The 19,422-nt window shown below is 60.0% G+C and carries 22 protein-coding genes; 9 read left to right on the top strand and 13 right to left on the bottom strand.

Annotated features, from left to right (window positions below; all coding sequences use genetic code 11):
• Positions 1-11: 11 nt before the first annotated feature.
• Positions 12-1,388: an SrfA family protein gene (locus KGA82_RS07415; protein WP_223450043.1), complete on the bottom strand. Its 1,377-nt coding sequence runs from the start codon at positions 1,386-1,388 to the stop codon at positions 12-14.
• 266 nt (positions 1,389-1,654) lie between these two features.
• Between KGA82_RS07415 and KGA82_RS07410 the strand changes: the two genes are divergently transcribed.
• Positions 1,655-2,866 carry an aldose 1-epimerase family protein gene (locus KGA82_RS07410; RefSeq protein ID WP_223450042.1) on the top strand — a complete coding sequence of 404 codons (1,212 nt, stop codon included), beginning with the start codon at positions 1,655-1,657 and terminating at the stop codon, positions 2,864-2,866.
• A gap of 5 nt (positions 2,867-2,871) precedes the next feature.
• On the opposite strand, the gene KGA82_RS07405 is transcribed toward KGA82_RS07410, so the two are convergent.
• From KGA82_RS07405 to KGA82_RS07395, 3 genes are all read right to left on the bottom strand, one after another.
• Complete coding sequence (locus KGA82_RS07405) at positions 2,872-4,365, bottom strand: YifB family Mg chelatase-like AAA ATPase (RefSeq protein WP_008037951.1); 1,494 nt, start codon at positions 4,363-4,365, stop codon at positions 2,872-2,874.
• A gap of 179 nt (positions 4,366-4,544) precedes the next feature.
• On the bottom strand, positions 4,545-4,715 hold the full coding sequence (locus tag KGA82_RS07400; protein WP_177318887.1) for a hypothetical protein: 171 nt from the start codon (positions 4,713-4,715) through the stop codon (positions 4,545-4,547).
• Between the two features lie 37 nt (positions 4,716-4,752).
• Entirely contained in the window at positions 4,753-5,286 is a 534-nt protein-coding gene (locus KGA82_RS07395; RefSeq protein ID WP_008030511.1) for a hypothetical protein, read from the bottom strand.
• A gap of 192 nt (positions 5,287-5,478) precedes the next feature.
• Here KGA82_RS07395 and KGA82_RS07390 point away from each other — a divergent pair, with 192 nt between their 5' ends.
• Positions 5,479-5,742 carry a HigA family addiction module antitoxin gene (locus KGA82_RS07390; RefSeq protein ID WP_207284931.1) on the top strand — a complete coding sequence of 88 codons (264 nt, stop codon included), beginning with the start codon at positions 5,479-5,481 and terminating at the stop codon, positions 5,740-5,742.
• 4 nt (positions 5,743-5,746) lie between these two features.
• On the opposite strand, the gene KGA82_RS07385 is transcribed toward KGA82_RS07390, so the two are convergent.
• Both KGA82_RS07385 and KGA82_RS07380 read right to left on the bottom strand, forming a co-directional pair.
• Positions 5,747-6,268, bottom strand: coding sequence for a Bro-N domain-containing protein (locus KGA82_RS07385; protein WP_223450041.1), 522 nt, complete (start codon positions 6,266-6,268; stop codon positions 5,747-5,749).
• Positions 6,269-6,699: 431 nt separating this feature from the next.
• Entirely contained in the window at positions 6,700-6,960 is a 261-nt protein-coding gene (locus tag KGA82_RS07380; RefSeq protein WP_008030504.1) for an accessory factor UbiK family protein, read from the bottom strand.
• Positions 6,961-7,378: 418 nt separating this feature from the next.
• Between KGA82_RS07380 and glnK the strand changes: the two genes are divergently transcribed.
• The 4 genes from glnK to sutA all read left to right on the top strand — a co-directional run bounded on the left by glnK (position 7,379) and on the right by sutA (position 10,155).
• Positions 7,379-7,717 (top strand): P-II family nitrogen regulator, encoded by a 339-nt coding sequence (gene glnK, locus KGA82_RS07375; RefSeq protein ID WP_002555808.1) that lies wholly within the window; start codon positions 7,379-7,381, stop codon positions 7,715-7,717.
• Positions 7,718-7,753: 36 nt separating this feature from the next.
• The gene (locus tag KGA82_RS07370; RefSeq protein ID WP_008030500.1) at positions 7,754-9,091 is read left to right on the top strand and encodes an ammonium transporter; all 1,338 of its coding nucleotides are present in this window, start codon (positions 7,754-7,756) and stop codon (positions 9,089-9,091) included.
• A gap of 213 nt (positions 9,092-9,304) precedes the next feature.
• Positions 9,305-9,730: a secondary thiamine-phosphate synthase enzyme YjbQ gene (locus tag KGA82_RS07365; protein ID WP_008030499.1), complete on the top strand. Its 426-nt coding sequence runs from the start codon at positions 9,305-9,307 to the stop codon at positions 9,728-9,730.
• Between the two features lie 101 nt (positions 9,731-9,831).
• Entirely contained in the window at positions 9,832-10,155 is a 324-nt protein-coding gene (sutA, locus tag KGA82_RS07360) for a transcriptional regulator SutA (protein ID WP_008030496.1), read from the top strand.
• Positions 10,156-10,354: 199 nt separating this feature from the next.
• Here sutA and KGA82_RS07355 read toward each other — a convergent pair whose 3' ends face one another.
• From KGA82_RS07355 to lptM, 6 genes are read right to left on the bottom strand one after another with little or no spacing between them, the layout of a single operon-like run.
• On the bottom strand, positions 10,355-11,059 hold the full coding sequence (locus tag KGA82_RS07355) for an HAD family hydrolase (RefSeq protein ID WP_207284929.1): 705 nt from the start codon (positions 11,057-11,059) through the stop codon (positions 10,355-10,357).
• Positions 11,056-11,955, bottom strand: coding sequence for a tyrosine recombinase XerC (gene xerC, locus KGA82_RS07350; RefSeq protein ID WP_223450040.1), 900 nt, complete (start codon positions 11,953-11,955; stop codon positions 11,056-11,058). The genes KGA82_RS07355 and xerC overlap by 4 nt, the downstream gene beginning before the upstream one ends.
• A gap of 2 nt (positions 11,956-11,957) precedes the next feature.
• A complete protein-coding gene (locus tag KGA82_RS07345; RefSeq protein WP_008024376.1) occupies positions 11,958-12,683 on the bottom strand; it encodes a DUF484 family protein in 726 nt (241 codons plus the stop codon).
• Positions 12,684-12,696: 13 nt separating this feature from the next.
• Positions 12,697-13,527 carry a diaminopimelate epimerase gene (dapF, locus tag KGA82_RS07340; RefSeq protein ID WP_223415412.1) on the bottom strand — a complete coding sequence of 277 codons (831 nt, stop codon included), beginning with the start codon at positions 13,525-13,527 and terminating at the stop codon, positions 12,697-12,699.
• A 4-nt stretch (positions 13,528-13,531) separates the two neighbouring features.
• Complete coding sequence (gene lysA / locus KGA82_RS07335; protein ID WP_008040631.1) at positions 13,532-14,779, bottom strand: diaminopimelate decarboxylase; 1,248 nt, start codon at positions 14,777-14,779, stop codon at positions 13,532-13,534.
• Positions 14,780-14,788: 9 nt separating this feature from the next.
• The gene (gene lptM / locus KGA82_RS07330) at positions 14,789-14,962 is read right to left on the bottom strand and encodes an LPS translocon maturation chaperone LptM (RefSeq protein ID WP_008040632.1); all 174 of its coding nucleotides are present in this window, start codon (positions 14,960-14,962) and stop codon (positions 14,789-14,791) included.
• Positions 14,963-15,279: 317 nt separating this feature from the next.
• On the opposite strand from lptM, the gene cyaY reads away from it, so the two are divergent.
• The 3 genes from cyaY (at position 15,280) to rnk (ending at position 16,517) form a co-directional block, all read left to right on the top strand.
• A complete protein-coding gene (gene cyaY, locus KGA82_RS07325) occupies positions 15,280-15,612 on the top strand; it encodes an iron donor protein CyaY (RefSeq protein WP_008024366.1) in 333 nt (110 codons plus the stop codon).
• A gap of 4 nt (positions 15,613-15,616) precedes the next feature.
• Positions 15,617-15,835, top strand: a complete 219-nt coding sequence (locus KGA82_RS07320) for a DUF1289 domain-containing protein (RefSeq protein ID WP_081500210.1) — start codon at positions 15,617-15,619, stop codon at positions 15,833-15,835.
• A 271-nt stretch (positions 15,836-16,106) separates the two neighbouring features.
• A complete protein-coding gene (rnk, locus tag KGA82_RS07315) occupies positions 16,107-16,517 on the top strand; it encodes a nucleoside diphosphate kinase regulator (protein WP_008024364.1) in 411 nt (136 codons plus the stop codon).
• A gap of 6 nt (positions 16,518-16,523) precedes the next feature.
• Here rnk and KGA82_RS07310 read toward each other — a convergent pair whose 3' ends face one another.
• Positions 16,524-19,367, bottom strand: coding sequence for a class I adenylate cyclase (locus KGA82_RS07310; protein ID WP_223450039.1), 2,844 nt, complete (start codon positions 19,365-19,367; stop codon positions 16,524-16,526).
• Positions 19,368-19,422: the final 55 nt, after the last annotated feature.

Genomic DNA, 19,422 nt, shown 5'->3' with positions numbered 1-19,422 from the left:
TTATTCCGTTTTTATTCGGCCACGTGCCGCATGGACATGGGGAATTGTTCTTTGCCGTAACCGCCGGTGCAGTCTGCGACTGTGGTCGCCCCTTTGCGGCAGTTGACCTTGGGCATGTCGTAAGTGCTGCCATCGCCACACACGGCCTGGCCCTGACTGTCGATGGCCAAGCTGCCACCCTTCATAGTAGCGCTCACCGGCCCGGTGCATTTCGTGCCGTCGGCCTGGTGTACGGTGACTTCGCCCTTACCGTCCTTGAGCTGGTATTCCAGACGCAGCGGTTTGCCGGTCCGGCGGTCCTGAATACCGGCGCCGGCGCGGAACTGACCGTCGAGGAACTTGGCGGCACCGTCGGCGGCGTCCGGTGGAATGCTCAGGGGAGGGCCGGGTTTTGCGGCGGCGGATTTTTCGGCCTCGGGCGAAGTGATATCCGGCGGCGCGGTTTTGTTTTCGGGCGGGGTGGCGGGCGATTCGGCTGCCGGGTCTTTGGCTGGGTCTTTGGCCAGGTCGGCCGGCGCTGCATCTGCCTCGTTGCCCTCGACCGCCGGCGCTTCCACTCCTTGGGTTTCGGTCACGGCGGTACCGGTGCCGGTTCCAGTGGTAGAGCCTACAACGGTGCCCGTCACCGGAACGCCGTTCAGCGTCGTGGTATTGCCGGTCAGTTGCGGTTCTTCCAGCTGTTTTTCCACCGGCACGATGCCCTCAGGCAGCAGGTCTACCGCCACCAACGGAATCGGCACGCAACCACGCAGACCAAGCAACAGCCACAAAAGCAGTAGCAGGAACGGCAGCAGCAACAGCCACCACCAGCGACGCCACCACGGACGAGCAACCACCGGCACGACGGGCGCAACGACAGGCGCGGCTTCGACCACCGGGGGCAGCGTAAACGCGGGCGGAACCTGATAGAGGCAGTGCAGGGGATCGCGATTACCGGTACCGGCATGCTCGAAACCCCAAAAGGTCAGCACCGGCTTGCCTTGCACCAGGTAGACGAAATTCTCATCGGGGAAATGAATCACGCGCTTGAGCAGCTTGCCGAACACGGCTTTGTCGCCTTGCTGCTGTTCGCCGGATTCAGTGCCCAGGAAACGCTGGCTCAATTCCTCGAGCGCGGTTTTCAGCGCTTCAAGTTGGCGGCGGGCAGGGACGCGTTCTTCTTCGGTCGCACTGCTCCACGGGATCACATCGCCGTCGAGGCCGCTGTACCAATCGATCTGGTTACCGAGCTCATCGCTTTGAGGGATGGCCAGATGATCGACCATTTCGGGGTTCTTGCGGCGAATGGCTTCGCGCAATTGCAGGGCCGCCCGGTATACCGGTTGACCTGTTTCGCCCAAGGCTGTGAATGACCCGCTCTTACCGCTGCGTAATAGTGCCCCGCGCATTCAAACTCCATATGTTCTGTTGCGCAAAAATGACAGACAAAGTTGTCTGTTCTTGCTCCTGCAATTAGCTGGCGACCTTAATGTCATAATGATGTCGCCGTCAATCATCCGGAGGTCCAAAACCGTATGAGACTAGCGTAAGCGTGCAGAGGTTGCATGGGGTCAATTTAAATTGGCTTGGGAAGGCTTGGGTGTAAGCTTTTTAAGCTTGCTGAATCGTTTCATCAGCGCTATAAAAAATGCACAACTCCAAGAAAGGCCTCCCCATGACTCCGCTCAAATTCGTCGTTGCCTTTGGCGCTCTGTCCGCCTCCCACGCCATGGCTTGGGATTACGTCCTGCTCGACAGCGACAAGGCTGCTCAAAACTGGCAGATCACCAGCCAGCAACTCGGTGTGAAAACCGACAAACCCTTCTCCGTGACCCTTCGTAACTTGCACGGTGGTCGGCAGGAGGGTGTCAGCATCGTCGACATCGATAACGGCACGATGAAACTCTCGGTGGTGCCGACCCGTGGCATGAACGTCCTGCAGGCATCGGTCGGCAATGTGCGCATGGGCTGGGATTCGCCGGTCAAAGACGTGGTCAATCCGTCCTTCATTGAGCTCAACGGTCGCGGCGGACTCGGCTGGCTCGAAGGTTTCAATGAGCTGGTCACCCGTTGCGGCTACGAATGGGTCGGCCACCCCGGCGTCGACAACGGCGAACTGCTGACCCTGCATGGCCGTGCTGCCAACATTCCGGCCAGCACAGTCACGCTGCATATCGACGAAAAACCGCCTTATGCCATCAGCCTGCGTGGCGAACTGAAAGAACAGGCCTTCAAGAAAGTCGACTTCTCGGTGATTACCGAGCTGGTCACTGAGCCCGGCAGCGCAGCGTTCACGCTCAACGATACCCTGACCAACAACGGCGACTATCCGAAGGAATATCAGGCGCTGTACCACAGTAATTTCAGCACGCCATTCCTGGAGCAGGGCGCCCGTTTCGTTGCGCCGGTCAAACAGGTGTCGCCGTTCAACGACAAGGCCAAAGGCGATCTGCCGGACTGGCAGACTTACCGCGCGCCGACCAAGGACTACGACGAGACGGTTTACAACGTGGTGCCGTATGGCGACGCCAAGGGTGACACGTTGACGGTGTTGCATAACAAGGCAGGTAGCCTCGGCGTTTCGGTCGGCTTTAACACTAAAACGCTGCCCGTGTTTTCGCTGTGGAAAAACACCGATACCCAAGGCCAGGGCTATGTCACCGGTCTCGAACCGGGGACCAGCTTTTCCTATAACCGGCGCTATCAGCGGCCGCTGGGGCTGGTGCCGACGATTGCGCCGAAGGAGCACAAGCAGTTTCAGATCAGTTACAGCTTGTTGGCGGACAAGGGCGCTGTGGACCAGGCGCTGAAGCGGGTGAGTGACATTCAGGGCGGGCGGGAAACCGAGGTTCGGCAGACGCCGTTGGTGGATCTGACGAAGGAGTGATTTCATCAGCTGGAGGTTGGCCGGTATTGCAGCGCTTCAGCCAGATGACCACGGGTGATGCCATCGACCTGCTCAAGGTCTGCGAGGGTTCGTGCGACCTTGAGCAGTCGATGCGCAGACCTCAACGACAGGGTCAGTCGTTCGCACGCTGTTTCCAGCCAGGTTTCGTCGATTGTGGATAACGTGCAGTGTTTGCGCAGGCCCGGCAGATCAAGGAAAGCGTTCGCGCAGCCCTGGCGTTTGTGTTGACGCTCTCTGGCGTCGGCGACCAGCAACGCGGCAGTGGCGGTGTCATCGCCGGGTTTGAGTGCAGGATTCAGCGCCGTGGCTTCCCGGGCGACGGTCAGGTGCAGGTCGATACGGTCCAGCAATGGTCCTGACAGTTTGTTGCGGTAGCGCTGGACCATGTCCGGTGTACAACTGCATTTGCCACTCGGTTCGCCAAGATATCCACAGGGACACGGGTTCATCGCGGCCACCAATTGAAAGCGGGCCGGAAACCTCACGCGATCCTTGGCGCGGGAAATCACGATATGGCCGGACTCCAGCGGCTCTCGCAAAACCTCCAGCACCTTGCGATCGAATTCCGGCAGTTCGTCGAGGAATAGAACGCCATGATGGGCGAGGGTGATTTCGCCAGGTTGCGGCTTCGAACCGCCGCCCACCAGCGCCGGGCCGGAGGCGGAGTGATGGGGTTGGCGGAAGGGCCTTTGCGGCCAGTGGCTCAAGGGCACGCAACTGGTGACGGATTGAATGGCGGCGACTTCCAGCGCTTCATGTTCGGCCAGGGGTGGAAGCAGTCCTGGCAAACGACTCGCCAGAAGGGTTTTTCCGGTGCCAGGTGGTCCGCTGAACAGCAAGTTATGAGCGCCCGCCGCCGCGATCAGCAATGCGCGCTTGGCTGAAAGTTGGCCCTGTACTTCGTTCAAGTCTGGATAGGGTTTACTGGCGTAAAGCAAACCGTTGGACACGTAAGGCTCGACCGGTGTGTGCCCATTGAAGTGCGCGACCGCTTCCAGCAAATGATCCACCGCGATCACCTTCAACCCCGACGCCAGGCACGCCTCCTCGGCATTCGCCCGCGGCACCATCAGCGAGCGCCCGGCCTTGCGTGCCGCCAGTGCGGCCGGCAACACGCCCCGCACGGCACGTACCGCGCCTGACAACGCCAGTTCTCCGAGACATTCCACATCATCCAGTGTCAGCGTTGGCACCTGCACGCTGGCGGACAGAATCCCCAAGGCAATCGCCAGATCGAATCGTCCGCCGTCTTTTGGTAGGTCGGCGGGGGCGAGATTCAGCGTGATGCGCCGCGCCGGGAATTGCAGGCCTGAGTTGATGATCGCACTGCGCACCCGATCCTTGCTTTCCTTCACCGCTGCTTCGGGTAAACCGACCATGGTCAGGGACGGCAAGCCGTTGGCCAGATGGACTTCGACGGTGACGGCGGGCGCATCCACGCCGATTTGGGCGCGGCTGTGGACGATGGAGAGGGACATGGTCGTTCCTTGAGCGTTACGGGAAGCCGCTTCCTGCGGGTTTTTTAAGGTTAGTCGGGAGGGCGTGATTTCGCGTGGCAGGTCGGACGGTGAATTATCGCAGGGTGTTGCAAAGCATCAGCGGACGGGCTGGCAGACAAAAAAAACCGCCATTCAGGCGGTTTCATTGGTAGACAGATTCAGGCTCTTTTTCCGGCAAGCAGGCCCGGAGGCTCAAGTTCTTTGCCGTGAGTCGCGGCGACGTCAAGGAATCGTTGTTGATTAGCTGAAATATTGCCAGCTAGCCGAAGCGCTTCCGCATGATATTGAACAATGAGCAACAGCCTGGCTTTTCGCTTTTTGTGGATCATGGACACCTCCAGTGCCTGGTGGCTTAGCTCGATACTATTAATCGTCCAAGTAAATGACAAGGCGATTGGCCTGGTCGAATCTGAATCCAAGATTCTGGTAGTAGGGGACGACATTCGGGTCAGGGTCCTGAATCTCTATTTCGTTGTATCCAAGCATTCGTGCATAGGTATCTGTAGCCAGCAGCGCTATTGGTGCGATCAAGCCACGAAGAGGATGAAACCTGTCTGGGTGGCCCTGCAAAAGAACGATCTTTATGCAAATGGTGCTTTTACGCGGAGTGGCGTAACACAGACCACATAGTTTTTGTTCGTACCAGATGGCTAAATCCAGTCCCTTTGCATCTTTGCACTTCCAATCTGGCACGCTTTCCCAGGGGTAGAGCGCCGCTTCCATCCACGGGTGACAGGCAACAATCGCAGTCGGGGTGATTGGGTCGAACCGGACCGCCTCGGTGTTGAGTCTCATCGCCCGTGATTTACAGTCTTTGACGAAGATTTTATAGGCGAGCTTTCGTGCTTCGGATTTGTAAGTTTGGTTCCGAAGGTCGGTGCCTTTCCCTTTTCTTCTCATTGTAAGTGTCTTTTGAAGATCAGAGCAGAAAGCCTAAAAGGAGTTGGGGCACTGATAAATCAGGCTATGGAGCTGCTTTTTGTAGGACCGTGCCTAGATAGGTGAAGGACGTCAGTGAAAGCTCTCGGATGGTCTTGCCAGATGAAGGTTGCTGCTTATGATCACGGATAAATGAAGCCATAGGAGGCGTAAATGAACCGGATTGGAATGCGGCCGATTCATCCAGGTGAAGTTCTCAGCGAGGAGTTTCTGAAGCCGCTGGGCATTACAAGCGCGGCTTTAGCTCGCTCGTTGGGCGAGCCGGAGGCTGAATTGATCGACGTAGTAAAGCAGCAGAGCGATGTCAGCGCGGGTCTGGCAAAGAAGCTTTCCATGCTGTTGAACACCACGCCCGAATTCTGGCTGAATCTGCAATCGAGCTACGATCATCGCAGCGCCGAAATCGAGCGTGGATGAGCGCTTAAAGCGAGTGCAACGCTCGCGAAGCTTTTTTCCACCATGGCACGTTGACCGGGCGCTGCGTCTGCTCTGCGCTCGGCAACATTTGCGGAACATCCTGCAACCGAATCCACGGCTGGTTATTCCAGTGCAGCAAACTCAGCGACATTTCCGGCCAGTTCAGCAGGCTCAGGATGGGGCGTTCGGTTGAGGTGGGTTGTTCTGCGTCTCTGAGGGCTGGCACTACGTCGTGGGTCAGCCATTCGCGCAGGGCTCGGTGTTCGGGGCAGTAGTGGTAGATCAGTAGTGCGTAGACGCCGGATTCGCTGATCAATAGCGTGTTTTCGATTCTGCCGTGGATGAGCATTTGTGCGGACTGGCGTTGGTCGGGATCGAGTTTGCGGACGGCGCGGTCGTCGAGGTAGAGGCGCAGGAAGCGGCCGAGGTCGCGGGCGCTGAGCCAGGGTTGGTTTTGGAGGAGGAGGGCGTGGAGGTGGAGTTTGTGGCGGGTGAAGACGTGGGGGATCAGATAGTTTTCGTCCATCGTGCAGTTCTCGGGATCAAATGAAGAAAACTGCCTCTGATCGTCGCCAAACGAAAAGGGTGGCAGCCATGCGCGGGTTGGCGAACCGGTGACGCCCGAGAACCGGCAGACCCGAAGGTCTCCCACGCATAGCCGCCATAATTCGAGATGGGAATAAGTTCCTCGGTCGAATGTGGTCGCGGTGCGTCGGGGTCTTCCGGGTCGCCAAACCCAGAACTGAATATTCAGCTGGGGATGAGCTTAGAGGCCGGATACTTGGCGACGCAATCGGACGGCGGTGGTTTTGTTGTAGGAAGGTGCCGGGATTTTTGAGGGCTTGGGATCGCCCTTGGCACCATTTCCTACAGATGAATCTGAAGGTCGTTCCGACCTTCAATCGCGAGCAGGCTCGCTCCCACAGTGGATCGGGTTTCAAAGTGGGATTTGCGGGGTTACTCGGTTGGGGGATTGAGCTTTGCTTCCAGCTCGGCAACCTTCGCTTCCAGGCTTTCCAGGCGTGCCCGCGTGCGTGCCAGCACAACCATCTGGCTATCGAATTCTTCCCGGCTCACCAGGTCCAGTTTGCTGAAGCCGCTTTGCAGCAACGCCTTGAACTGGCTTTCGATTTCGCTTTTCGGCAGTGGGGTGTCGCCGCTGAAGAGGCGGGAGGCTGTGCCGGTCAAGGCGTCGAGGAAATCTTTGGGCGCGAGCATGGGAAAGGTCCTGGAAACAATGGCGGGCAGTGTATCACGCAGTGTCTATAGTCAATCCCGACCGCAGGGATGCACGCTTTTCGCGCATGCGGACGGACGGTGCCGCACCGTTGTTGTGCGTAACGCGTCCGGTGTTGCAGCGATGTGGTGGGTATCTACGGCCAAGAGCTTGAAAACTGAGGGTTTTGTGGAGATGGCAAGCTTTCTGCTTAGACGGTAGTGACCCATGCACTGATGCAGTCGATGTGACGAATGCAGTGCGCCAAGCGAAACGGGGGAAGAGTTTCGTGCGGAGCGGTTAGCTGGCGTCGGACGGGCAGGTAAGGCCGACGATGCGTTACAAAGCCAGGCACTGCGCTTAGACTTGAGCCGGGTTTGTTTTCCTGGGGCAAGTCCACCAATTCGGGAGAGAGTTTTCATGAAGCTAGTCACTGCCATCATCAAGCCGTTCAAGTTGGACGACGTGCGCGAATCGCTGTCCGAGATCGGCGTGCAGGGCATTACCGTTACCGAAGTCAAAGGCTTCGGGCGGCAGAAGGGTCACACCGAGCTGTATCGCGGCGCGGAATATGTGGTCGATTTCCTGCCCAAGGTGAAGATCGATGTCGCCATTGACGACAAGGATCTTGATCGGGTTATCGAGGCGATAACCAAGGCAGCCAACACCGGCAAGATCGGTGACGGCAAGATCTTCGTGGTCAATCTGGAACAGGCGATTCGCATCCGTACCGGCGAAACCGATACCGACGCGATTTAAGCCGCCACAAACCCCAACGCCCCAGGAGAAAACAATATGACTCTGCGTAAATTCGCAGGGCTAGGAGCCCTGTTGTCCCTCGTAATGCCCAGCCTGGCCATGGCGGCAGACGAAGTGGCGGCCCCAGTCCTCAATTCCGGCGACACCGCCTGGATGCTGACCTCGACAGCCCTCGTGCTGTTCATGACCATTCCCGGCCTCGCGCTGTTCTACGGCGGCATGGTTCGCTCCAAAAACATTCTTTCCGTGATGATGCAGTGCTTTGCCATTACCGGTCTGATCAGCGTCCTGTGGGTCATTTATGGCTACAGCATCGCGTTCGACACCACCGGCATGGAACAGGGCGTCGTCAACTTCAACTCCTTCTTCGGCGGCATGGGCAAGGCTTTCCTCGCCGGTGTCACCCCCGCCAGCCTGACGGGGCCTGCGGCGTTGTTCCCTGAGGCGGTGTTCATCACCTTCCAGATGACGTTCGCCATCATCACCCCGGCGCTGATCGTCGGTGCCTTCGCTGAGCGGATGAAGTTCTCCGCGATGCTGATCTTCATGGGCATCTGGTTCACTCTGGTTTATGCACCGATCGCGCACATGGTCTGGTCCGGCAACGGCGGCCTGATGTGGGACTGGGGCGTGCTCGATTTCGCTGGCGGCACCGTGGTGCACATCAACGCCGGTGTGGCCGGTCTGGTGGCGTGCATCGTGCTCGGCAAGCGCAAAGGCTTCCCGACCACCCCGATGGCACCGCACAACCTCGGTTACACCCTGATGGGCGCAGCCATGCTGTGGGTCGGCTGGTTCGGCTTCAACGCCGGTTCCGCCGCAGCGGCCAACGGCACTGCCGGCATGGCGATGCTCGTGACTCAGATCGCCACCGCCGCCGCCGCACTGGGCTGGATGTTTGCCGAGTGGGTCACCCACGGCAAGCCAAGTGCACTGGGTATCGCCTCTGGTGTGGTCGCCGGTCTGGTTGCAATCACCCCGGCCGCTGGCACCGTGGGCCCGATGGGCGCGCTGGTGATCGGTCTGGCAGCGGGCGTGGTGTGCTTCTTCTGCGCCACCACCCTGAAACGCAAACTCGGTTATGACGATTCCCTGGACGCCTTCGGCGTGCACGGTATCGGCGGTATCCTCGGCGCGATCCTGACCGGTGTGTTCGCCGCACCGTCGCTGGGTGGCTTCGGCACCGTCACCGACATCGCCGCACAAGTCTGGATTCAGTGCAAAGGCGTGGGCTTCACGGTGATCTACACCGCAATCGTCACCTACATCATTCTCAAGGTACTGGACGCTGTCATGGGTCTGCGTATCACCGAAGAAGAAGAGGCTGTCGGCATCGATCTGGCGCTTCACAACGAACGCGGCTACAACTTGTAAGACGCGCATAAAAAACTTGCCCGGCTTGCCGGGCATTTTTTTGTCTGGAGTTTGTCAGTGTGAGGACTGCTGAAAGGTTTTTTCGTACACGTTTAGTGGTGTTTACGGCGGGCGTTTTTCTGCGGCCAATGGCTTACATGATTGAAGGAATATTAGGGCCTTTGTTTTTTCCCAGAGCGCGCTAGAATGCGCCCCGAACGTGCGGAGAACTGTATGTGGCAACAGACTCTGATTACCCTGCGGGCGAGGCCCCGGGGCTTTCATCTGGTAACGGACGAGTTACTCGCCGGCCTGCCTGAACTCAAGGCGTGTCGGGTCGGTCTGTTGCATTTGTGGCTGCAGCATACCTCGGCGTCGTTGACCATCAACGAGAACGCCGATCCGGCGGTACGTCGCGACTTCGAACGATTTTTCAATCGTCTGATCCCACAAGGAACAGACGGCTATGAGCATAACGACGAAGGCCTGGACGACCTCCCGGCGCACTTCAAGGCCAGCGTGCTTGGCTGTCAGCTCAGTTTGCCGATTTCGGCGGGCCGACTGGCGTTAGGGACCTGGCAAGGCGTTTATCTGGGCGAGCACCGTGATTTTGGCGGTGCCCGTAAAGTCCTCGCCACCGTGCACGGTGAAGAGGCATGAACCGCTGGTCACCAGCGGTTATTGAATTTTTCCGGCAGCCTTCGACAGAGGGCAAAGCTGGGCTATAACTAATCTGCTTTTCGCAAGTCATGAGGTAGAACATGAGCGACGATGATCTGGAAAACGACGACCTCGAAGTAGGCGACGACGACGAAACCGAAGAAGGTCTGGAAGCAGCGGCGGAAGACGTCGCTGAAGACGACGGCGGTGATGCGCCCGTTCCGACCGCCAAAGGCAAAGCCAAGGCAGCGGTATCGGTCGATGAGCTGCCGAGCGTCGAAGCAAAAAACAAGGAACGCGATGCCTTGGCCAAGGCCATGGAAGAGTTCCTGGCCAAGGGCGGCAAGGTGCAGGAAGTGGAGGCCAATGTGGTCGCCGATCCTCCCAAGAAGCCTGACAACAAGTACGGCAGCCGGCCTATCTAAGCGTCTGCCCTTGCTTGCTGAAAAAGCCCGCCGTCGCTGCGGGCTTTTTCATGCCTGTAAAAAAGTTTGGAGACTTGTGCAGATCCCCTGTGGGAGCGAGCCTGCTCGCGATGGCGGTGTGTCAGTCAACATCAATTGTGAATGTTAAGGCCTCATCGCGAGCAGGCTCGCTCCCACAGGGTCGGTGGTGAATTCAAGGTCAGTGATGGACATTCCACCGCGCCAGCAACGCCGGCAATTCGGTCAGGCTGCGAATCTCGGCGTCCGGCGCTTTCTGCGCTTCCCACAATTTGCCTTGCGGGTTAAACCAGATCGCTCGCAACCCCGCCTGCTGTGCCCCGGCAATGTCATCGCCCGGATGGTCGCCGATATGCACCGCCGTCGCGGCCGTTGCGCCGCCACGCTTCAGCGCCTCATGAAACAGGCGTGCATCCGGTTTGGCGATGCCGATGTCTTCGGCGCACAGCGCAAATTTGAAGTAGTCGGCCAGCCCTAAACGGCGGACATCAGCATTGCCGTTGGTGACGACGCCGAGTGCATAGTGTTTGGCCAGCGTCTCCAGTGTCGGCTCGACTTCCGGGAAGATTTCCAGCTGATGCCGGGCATGCAGAAACACTTCAAAACTCTGATCGGCCAGGTCTGACGCCTGTTCATGGCCGTAACCGGCTTCTTCCAGGGCATGGAAAAGCACCCGGCGACGCAAGGCGCTGATTCGATGCTTGAGGCCCGGTTCGCTGCCCAGAATGCGCTCGCGAATCCCCCACAAATGCTCCACCGGCACCGCGCCCAGATTCGGTGCATGTTCGGTCAGCCATTCACGCAATACGGCTTCGGCGCTGACGATGACCGGGGCGGTATCCCACAAGGTGTCGTCGAGGTCGAAGGTGATCAATTGGATCGTCATGAATCATCGCCCTTAATGCGTTTGGCCCGTGGATGGGCGCTGTCGTAAACCGTCGCCAGATGCTGGAAGTCCAGGTGGGTGTAGATCTGGGTGGTCTTGATGTCCGAGTGGCCGAGTAACTCCTGCACCGCGCGCAGGTCCTGCGAGGACTCCAGCAGGTGGCTGGCGAAGGAGTGTCGCAACATGTGCGGATGCAGGTTTTGCCCCAGTTCACGCTCACCGGCGGCCTTGACTCGCACCTGAATCGCCCGAGGGCCGAGGCGCCGGCCTTGCTGGCTGACAAACACGGCGTCATCCGCCGGGTTGGTCATGCCGCGCAATGGCAGCCACAACTCCAGGGCTTCGCGGGCCTTTTTGCCGACCGGCAACAGGCGCGTCTTGCTGCCTTTACCAAGCACCTGGACCATGCCGTCGGCCAGGTCCAGTTGATCGAGATTGAGCCCGGTCAGCTCCGAAAGCCGCAAGCCCGAGGAATAGAACAGCTCCAGAATCGCCTGGTCCCGACGCGCCAGAAAGTCATCCTCCACCGCACCTTCAAGCAGTTGCAGGGCTCGGTCGGTGTCGAGGGTTTTCGGCAATCGCCGCTCGCCTTTCGGCGGCGCCAGGCCATTGGCCGGATCGTGATCGCAGAGACCTTCGCGGTTCAGATAGTGATAGAGCCCACGCACGGCCGAGAGCAGGCGCGCCAGGCTGCGCGACGATTGCCCCTGGGAATGCAGGCGGGCGATCAGGCTGCGCAGGCGCTGAATGTCCAGCGCGGCCCAGCTGCCGATGTTCTGTTTGACACAGAAGCCCAACACTTTGTCGAGGTCGCGGCGGTAGGCGTACAGCGTGTGGGGCGACACCTGTCGCTCACTGCGCAGGTGTTCGCAGTAAGCGTCCAGTTGCCGTTCCACGATCAGCGTACCGAGCGCAGAGAGCTGTTGACCCGTGGCAGCACGCGGCCCATGACTTCGGCGATGTAGCTGAGGAACAGCGTGCCGACCGAGCTTTTGTAGTGCTGCGGATCACGGCTGGCGATGGCCAGGACGCCGAGAATGCCTTGATGGCTGATGGCGACGACGGCGGTCGAGCCGATCTGCTTGCGCTGCTCTTCGCCGAACAGGAAGTCCAGTTCATGCTCGCGCAGGCTGCCGCTGACGCTTTTGTCTTCCGAAAGCAAACCACCAATGGCCGTTTGCGCGTCGGCGTGGGTCACCCAGCGGCCAACTGGCATCGGGTTGTCACCCAGCAGGATCAGGCTGACAAAAGGCACCTGAAAGTCCTGGCGCAGACTGTCTTCGACGCTGATCACCACATCTTCCAGGCTGGTGGCGTCCATCAGCGCGAGAATCAGGCGGCGGGTCTTGTCGAAGAGACGGTCGTTGTCGCGGGCCACGTCCATCAAGTGCGACAGGCGATGGCGCAGCTCGATATTGCGGTCGCGCAGGATGGTCATCTGGCGCTCGACCAGCGAAATGGTGTCGCCTCGCTGGTGCGGAATGCGCAGGGCCGGGAGCAGTTCTTCGTGCTCGACGAAGAAATCCGGATGAGCCTCCAGGTACGCGGCAATCGCCGCCGCCTCAAGGCTTTCGGAAGGGGATTCGTCGGGCTGTAGGGCGGGAACCTGGGGCTTGTCGGTCATGGGTTTGACTCACTCAAAGACGTACTTGTCCTTCATAAACACGGACTGCCGGGCCGGTCATCAACACCGGTTGGCCAGGGCCTGCCCATTCAATGGACAGACGCCCGCCGGGCAGGTCGATCAATAGCGGCGAATCCATCCACCCCTGGCTGATCGCGGCCACTGCAGCAGCGCAGGCGCCGGTGCCGCAGGCCTGGGTTTCCCCGGCGCCACGTTCCCAGACGCGCAGCTGTGCGCGGTTCCGGTCGATGACCTGGAGAAAACCGACATTGACCCGCGCCGGGAAGCGCGGGTGGTGTTCGATTTTCGGCCCCAGTTCATGCACCGGTGCGTTGTTGATATCGCTGACACGCAGCACGGCGTGCGGATTGCCCATCGACACAGCGGCGAGTTCCACCGTGGTGCCGTCGACGTCGAGCGAGTAGCTCGACGCCTGAGTGTCGGCAACGAACGGGATGTCGGCCGGCACCAGGCGCGGTGCGCCCATGTCGACGCTGATCTGGCCGTCACTGCGGATATCCAGCTCGATAATGCCACTTTTGGTTTCGACGCGAATCTGCCGTTTTGCGGTCAGGCGCTTGTCGAGTACGAAGCGGGCGAAACAGCGCGCACCGTTGCCGCACTGTTCCACTTCGGAACCGTCGGAGTTGAAGATCCGATAGCGGAAATCCACGTCCGGGTTACTCGGCGCTTCGACGATCAGCAACTGGTCGAAACCGATGCCGGTGTGCCGATCGCCCCATTGCTTGGCATGCTTGGGCAGGATGTGCGCGTGCTGGCTGACCAGGTCGAGGACCATGAAGTCATTGCCCAGGCCGTGCATCTTGGTAAAACGCAGCAGCATGGTTTTACTCCGGCAGCAGGCTTTCGCCAGCAAACAACTCGGCTACCGTCTCACGGCGACGCACTTCAAATGCCTGATCACCGTCCACCAACACTTCAGCGGCGCGGCCGCGGGTGTTGTAGTTGGAACTCATGACAAACCCGTAGGCGCCGGCCGAATGCACGGCCAACAGGTCGCCTTCTTCGAGGGCCAGCTGACGATCCTTGGCCAGGAAGTCGCCGGTCTCGCAGATCGGCCCGACGATGTCGTAGGCACGAGCGGCGGTGGCGCGAGGGCGCACGGCGGTGACGTCCATCCAGGCCTGGTACAGCGCCGGGCGGATCAGGTCGTTCATGGCCGCGTCGACGATGGCGAAGTCTTTGTGTTCGGTGTGCTTGAGGTATTCGACCTGAGTCAGCAGCACGCCGGCGTTGGCGACAATGAAGCGGCCCGGCTCGAACACCAGCGCCAGGTCACGACCGTCGAGACGCTCGCGCACGGCTTTGATGTAGTCGGCAGCCAGCGGCGGCTCTTCATCGCGATAACGCACGCCCAAGCCACCACCGAGATCGATGTGGCGCAGGTAGATGCCGCAATCGCCGAGGCGGTCGACCAGGCCCAGCAGGCGGTCGAGGGCGTCGATGAACGGCGGCAGGGTGGTCAGTTGGGAACCGATGTGGCAATCGACGCCGACCACTTCCAGGTTCGGCAGCTGCGCGGCACGCACGTACACGTCTTCGGCGTCGGCAATGGCGATGCCGAACTTGTTCTCTTTGAGACCGGTGGAAATGTACGGGTGCGTGCCGGCATCGACGTCCGGGTTCACACGCAGCGAGATCGGTGCGCGAACGCCCAGCTCGGCGGCGACGATTTGCAGGCGTTCCAGCTCATCGGTGGACTCGACGTTGAAGCAGTGCACGCCAACTTCAAGGGCGCGACGCATGTCGTCACGGGTCTTGCCGACACCGGAGAACACGATTTTGTCGGCGCTGCCGCCGGCGGCCAGTACGCGTTCCAGCTCGCCACGGGAGACGATGTCAAAACCGGCGCCCAATCGCGCCAGGACATTCAGCACACCCAGGTTGGAGTTGGCCTTGACCGCGAAGCAGACCAGGTGCGGCATGCCGGCCAGTGCATCGGCATACGCCAGGTACTGGGCTTCGATGTGGGCGCGGGAGTAGACGTAGGTCGGTGTGCCAAAGCGTTCGGCGATGGCGGACAGGGCAACACCTTCCGCGAACAGCTCGCCGTCACGGTAGTTAAAAGCGTCCATGGCGTTCCCTTATTGGTAGACGTCGTGCTTGTGTGCTTTCGACGGCTGCTTTTGCGAGGACTGGGCCTGCTCGGCAGGGTCCTGGGAATCGTCAGGCAGGTACAGCGGACCTTTTTGACCACAGGCCGACAATAAACAAGCAACCGCGACGAGCGCAGCAAAGGAAGAGATCAGGCGCTTCATGGCGAAATCCTTGAAAATGCGTTAATTGCGCCGGAGTATACCGGCCACCCGGCAGCTTGCCTATGCGACCAGGGTCCCGTCCGGCGGGGCTTCGCATGAAGCCGGCTAGCAAGGTGCAATCCCTGTGGGAGCGAGCCTGCTCGCGATGGCGGTGTGTCAGGTGACGATGATGTTGAATGTGCCGGCCTCTTCGCGAGCAAGCCCGCTCCCACAGGTGTACCTAAATCGGCCCTTGGTCGTTATCCTTTGCAATCACCGGGGCTCGCCCGTATCTTGCGGCGCTTGAGCCTGATCAGACACTTTTTGAGGTTGCCGTAATGAGTTTGTCCGAAGCGCGTTTCCACGATCTGGTCGATGCCACCCAGCAAACCCTGGAGGACATCTTTGACGACAGCGACCTGGATATCGATCTGGAGAGCTCGGCCGGTGTGCTCACCGTCAAGTTCGAAAACGGCACTCAGTTGATCTTCAGCCGCCAGGAACCCCTGCGTCAGCTGTGGCTGGCGGCGGTGTCGGGTGGGTTCCACTTCGACTACGACGAAGAGAGCGAGCGCTGGATGTGCGACAAGAGCGAAGAGCAGCTCGGCGAGATGCTTGAGCGCATCGTCCAGCAACAGGCCGGCGCTGAATTCGATTTCGAAGGTCTGTGAGATCGTGACCCAGCCGGCCCCTGTTCGACCGCCCAAGCCGCTTTACAGCAATGTCAGCCCGGCGGTGCCTTCGCCGTGCAGCGGTGTGTGTCGGCTGGATGAGCAGAAGGTCTGCCTGGGGTGTTTTCGCCATGTCGAAGACATCCGCGAATGGCGCTCGGCCGATGATGAGCGCCGGCGGGTCATCTGCGCGCAGGCTATACAACGCAAATCCTTGGCTTGATGCACAGACCTGTAGGAGCAGAGCTTGCTCGCGAAGGCGGCGCATCACTCGATACCCATGTTGGCTGACACGCCGCCTTCGCGAGCAAGCTCTGCTCCTACAGGTTTCATCGGCGTTACCGAAAAATAGGGTCCATCGCGCCCTGCTTGTATATTTTTTGAGCTGTGATAGTGTCCAGAAACGCCTCAACCCATCGAGGCTCGTGAAAACCCCGCCTTTTTCTGGCGGGGTTTTGCTTTTTCTGTGCAGAAGAAAGGAGTCTGCCTCTATCATGACCGCACCTTCCATCACCCTTACTCGTCTGGACGTTCAACGTCTGGAACGCCTGATCGACAGCCTGGACGACACGCTGCCGGGCGTTATCGCGCTGCAAACCGAACTGGATCGCGCCGATACCGTGGTCGGTCACGATGAAGTGCCCGCCGATGTCGTGACCATGAATTCCAGAGTGCATTGCCGCGAAGAAAGCAGCGGCAAGGACTATCACCTGACGTTGGTGTACCCCAAGGATGCCAACGCGGACGAAGGCAAGATCTCCATTCTGGCGCCTGTCGGTAGCGCACTGCTGGGCCTGAAGGTTGGCCAGCACATCGATTGGCCTGCTCCGGGCGGCAAAACCCTCAAGCTGACCCTGCTTGAAGTCGAATCGCAGCCAGCCAATGGCGGCCCCTTCCCGGAATAACTTGCCTCAGACCAGCTCGAGCGCGTCATTCAATGCGCGCTCCAGATCGGCCTTGTAGCGCAGGTACAAATTGCTTGAGCTCTGACCATCACCGAGCAGGCCCGACAGGTCCAGGTCGGTGATGTAGCAGCGATAGCGTTCGGTTTCACGACGCTGCTCGACGATTTCCCGGGCGACCACACTGAACAGTTGGTCGCCATGCTCCAGCTCTGAAAATTCCCGCTGATTGCAATACAACGTGACTTGCACCTTGCCCGGTGCGGCCTTGCCGACGATCGCCTGCACATCGTAGAACGGCTTGTTGACCGGAGTTTGCAGCGCGAGTCGGGCTTCGACCCGGCGCGCTCGTCCGGGACCCGACGGCAGCAGTTGGTAATACAGCGTGTCGAGGCTCAGTGGCTGGGCGGCGTCCATCGGCAGCAAGGCATCGCGCCGGTACTGGATCGATTGCAGGAAGCGTTGCAACGGCACCAGCAGGCTTTGTTCGTCGTGATAGGGCAAGCGCTGCTGCCACAAGGCATTGAATTCATCCAGCACGTACAGATCGGCCTGGTCATCCTGAATCCGGTAGAACACCTGAATGCACTCGGGCTGACCCATGGGCAGAATCAGTGCCAGGTCCTGATCCTCAAGCGCCATTGGGTCCAGGTGCAGCGGGCTGTAGCTCGCCAGCTCTTCGCCGAGGTAGTCGAACAGCGCCGGCAGGGTGGCGAGGGCGACGTGATTGACCTGCCCCGGCACCAATTCCAGCACGTGATAATGCTGCTGGACCTGAATCAGGTAGCGATGATTGAGTTTGCTCAGCAGCAGGTTCTGCGCGGTGTCGATCACTTCCTCGACCCGTTGCGCAATGAACTGCGCGCGGTTGTGGCAGAAGCAACGCACCCGCAACTTGGGTTGCTGTGGGCCGTTCGGCAGGTTGTTGAGGTAATCGCGCAGGCAGTCGAGCAGGGCGTGAGGGCCATCGAAGCGATTGACCGAGACCTCGTTCCAGCTGTTGAGCGTGACCTGATCCAGGGTCAACACCAGGTTCTCGCGGACCCCGGCGTAACTCAGAGAGTCAGTGCGCTCGGTGGTCATGAGAATGTTCAGGTCGCGGTGATGCTTGAGCGGATCGACGCCGACGTTCACCAGAATCAGCACCTCGCTCGGCACACTGGCGCGCAGCAGCGGTTCTTCGGCGACCGTGGGCAGGGGCAGGGCGATGCTCTGTTGCAGGCTGCCGAGCAGGTTGAACAGTTCGAATTCGCTCAGGTCACTGTCGCCGGGATGCAGCGCCAGGCGCGTGCTGCTATCGATCACGCCGTTGCGATGGCACCAGGTCAGCAGTTCCAATAGTTGGCGGCTGCGCTTGATCGGTGCGAAATGCTCCCACTCGAGGGCGGTCAGGCTGCCGTTGTACAAGCCCCACTGGGTTTGCCCCGATTCTTTCTTGTCTGGCGCATGTACCAGGGTCAGGGTGTCTTCGGCCAGGTCCGGGGCGATGCCCGGGTTGATGAACTCGACTTTGTCGGCCTTGCGCTCGAACGCTGCGTACAGACGTCGGCCCAGTACGTTGAGGTCGCGCTTGTTGATCAGGCTGACGGTCTGTTCGCTGCGGGCGAACTCGGTCAGGAAGCGGTAGCTGTAATTCAGTTCGTTGACCAACGCCCGGCGCTCGGAACTGACCTGACGGACTTTCCATTGGCTACGGCTATCAAGCAGCGCCAGTTGACGCTGGTCCCAATGCCATTCGTGGGCCAGGCGTTCAAGCAACGAGCGCTGCCAGCTCTGGGTACGGCTGCTGCCAGTGAGTTTACGATTGACCTTCAGGTACAGCGCGCGCCGCACCAGCTCCAGGCGCTCCGATTCGCCACGGGCGGTGAGGTATTCCTCGATTCGCCGGTAAACCACGACGTACGGGTCCAGCTCATCGAGATCAAGCTGGTTGGCGAACACCGCTTGCTTGAAACGCAGACTCAGGCATTGAACCCTGGGGTGTTCGCTGGCGTAGACCTCGGTCAGCAACAGCTTGAGCACCGACTTGTAGGGTGACTCGATCCCTTTGAACAACTGCCAGAGCCCGGCACCAATGAATTCGCCGGGCGGGATGTACGCCAGATGCCCGAGGTCCAGGGTTTCGTCGGCACGGATAAAGCGTTTGGACAGCAGCGTGTGGGTGTAGCGGTCGTACGCGGCCTCTTCGTACACCGGCACCAGCCACCAGATGGGCGTGCGGCCGGCTAGCCAGATTGCTGTGCGGTAGAACTCGTCCAGCAGCAGGTAATGCTGGGTGGTGCCGCAGTCTTCCGAACTCAGTTGATTGTCCCGCTCGCCGAGCACGAAGCGGGCCGGGTCGATCAGGAAAAAATGCGCCTCGGCGCCCTGGCTTGCGGCCCAGGTTTCGAGCAACTGGCACTTTTTACGCAGCTCGTTGAGTTCGCTTTCGCTCAAGTCCGGTGCGTGACAGACCCATACGTCCATGTCGCTTTGATCGGCCTGCGCCAGGGTGCCGAGGCTGCCCATCAGGAACAGACCGTGAATCGGTCGCGGTGGATTGCTGCCGTGGCGCGGCTTGTATGAAAACGAGCGGGTCAGGCGCTGGGCTTCGGCCAGGGCGTTGGCGTCAGGCTCGAAGTTCGACAGCCCGGCGGGGGTGCTTCCGGAAACGTAACCCGGCAACAGCGGATGATTGACGTGGAAAAACAGCGGCAGCAGGGTCAACACCCCTTGCTGGCGGGTCGACAGCCCTTCCATGGCCCGCGCCATGCGGCCCTCGTTGAGCTTTAGAAAACGTGCGCGCAACTGACCGAGAACCTTGCGGTCGATTCCCTCGTCCAGATCGGGGCGGATTTCATGGGTGCGGGTCATGTCAGCTCAAACCGGCTCGCAGGGCTCGGACGTGGAGGATCTCAGGATGAGGGGC

It is taken from the genome of Pseudomonas sp. BF-RE-22 (assembly GCF_019956155.1).
In the GTDB taxonomy this organism is placed as follows: Bacteria; Pseudomonadota; Gammaproteobacteria; order Pseudomonadales; family Pseudomonadaceae; genus Aquipseudomonas; species Aquipseudomonas migulae.
Note: the sequence above shows the minus strand (reverse complement) of the source record. Positions and strands in the feature narration are given on the sequence as shown.

Excerpts from the sequence above, each read along its gene's own strand:
- KGA82_RS07415 (WP_223450043.1), bottom strand. The coding sequence starts at position 1,388 with ATGCGCGGGGCACTATTACGCAGCGGTAAGAGCGGGTCATTCACAGCC.
- KGA82_RS07410 (WP_223450042.1), top strand. The coding sequence starts at position 1,655 with ATGACTCCGCTCAAATTCGTCGTTGCCTTTGGCGCTCTGTCCGCCTCC.
- KGA82_RS07405 (WP_008037951.1), bottom strand. The coding sequence starts at position 4,365 with ATGTCCCTCTCCATCGTCCACAGCCGCGCCCAAATCGGCGTGGATGCG.
- KGA82_RS07400 (WP_177318887.1), bottom strand. The coding sequence starts at position 4,715 with ATGATCCACAAAAAGCGAAAAGCCAGGCTGTTGCTCATTGTTCAATAT.
- KGA82_RS07395 (WP_008030511.1), bottom strand. The coding sequence starts at position 5,286 with ATGAGAAGAAAAGGGAAAGGCACCGACCTTCGGAACCAAACTTACAAA.
- KGA82_RS07390 (WP_207284931.1), top strand. The coding sequence starts at position 5,479 with ATGAACCGGATTGGAATGCGGCCGATTCATCCAGGTGAAGTTCTCAGC.
- KGA82_RS07385 (WP_223450041.1), bottom strand. The coding sequence starts at position 6,268 with ATGGACGAAAACTATCTGATCCCCCACGTCTTCACCCGCCACAAACTC.
- KGA82_RS07380 (WP_008030504.1), bottom strand. The coding sequence starts at position 6,960 with ATGCTCGCGCCCAAAGATTTCCTCGACGCCTTGACCGGCACAGCCTCC.
- glnK (WP_002555808.1), top strand. The coding sequence starts at position 7,379 with ATGAAGCTAGTCACTGCCATCATCAAGCCGTTCAAGTTGGACGACGTG.
- KGA82_RS07370 (WP_008030500.1), top strand. The coding sequence starts at position 7,754 with ATGACTCTGCGTAAATTCGCAGGGCTAGGAGCCCTGTTGTCCCTCGTA.
- KGA82_RS07365 (WP_008030499.1), top strand. The coding sequence starts at position 9,305 with ATGTGGCAACAGACTCTGATTACCCTGCGGGCGAGGCCCCGGGGCTTT.
- sutA (WP_008030496.1), top strand. The coding sequence starts at position 9,832 with ATGAGCGACGATGATCTGGAAAACGACGACCTCGAAGTAGGCGACGAC.
- KGA82_RS07355 (WP_207284929.1), bottom strand. The coding sequence starts at position 11,059 with ATGACGATCCAATTGATCACCTTCGACCTCGACGACACCTTGTGGGAT.
- KGA82_RS07345 (WP_008024376.1), bottom strand. The coding sequence starts at position 12,683 with ATGACCGACAAGCCCCAGGTTCCCGCCCTACAGCCCGACGAATCCCCT.
- dapF (WP_223415412.1), bottom strand. The coding sequence starts at position 13,527 with ATGCTGCTGCGTTTTACCAAGATGCACGGCCTGGGCAATGACTTCATG.
- lysA (WP_008040631.1), bottom strand. The coding sequence starts at position 14,779 with ATGGACGCTTTTAACTACCGTGACGGCGAGCTGTTCGCGGAAGGTGTT.
- lptM (WP_008040632.1), bottom strand. The coding sequence starts at position 14,962 with ATGAAGCGCCTGATCTCTTCCTTTGCTGCGCTCGTCGCGGTTGCTTGT.
- cyaY (WP_008024366.1), top strand. The coding sequence starts at position 15,280 with ATGAGTTTGTCCGAAGCGCGTTTCCACGATCTGGTCGATGCCACCCAG.
- rnk (WP_008024364.1), top strand. The coding sequence starts at position 16,107 with ATGACCGCACCTTCCATCACCCTTACTCGTCTGGACGTTCAACGTCTG.
- KGA82_RS07310 (WP_223450039.1), bottom strand. The coding sequence starts at position 19,367 with ATGACCCGCACCCATGAAATCCGCCCCGATCTGGACGAGGGAATCGAC.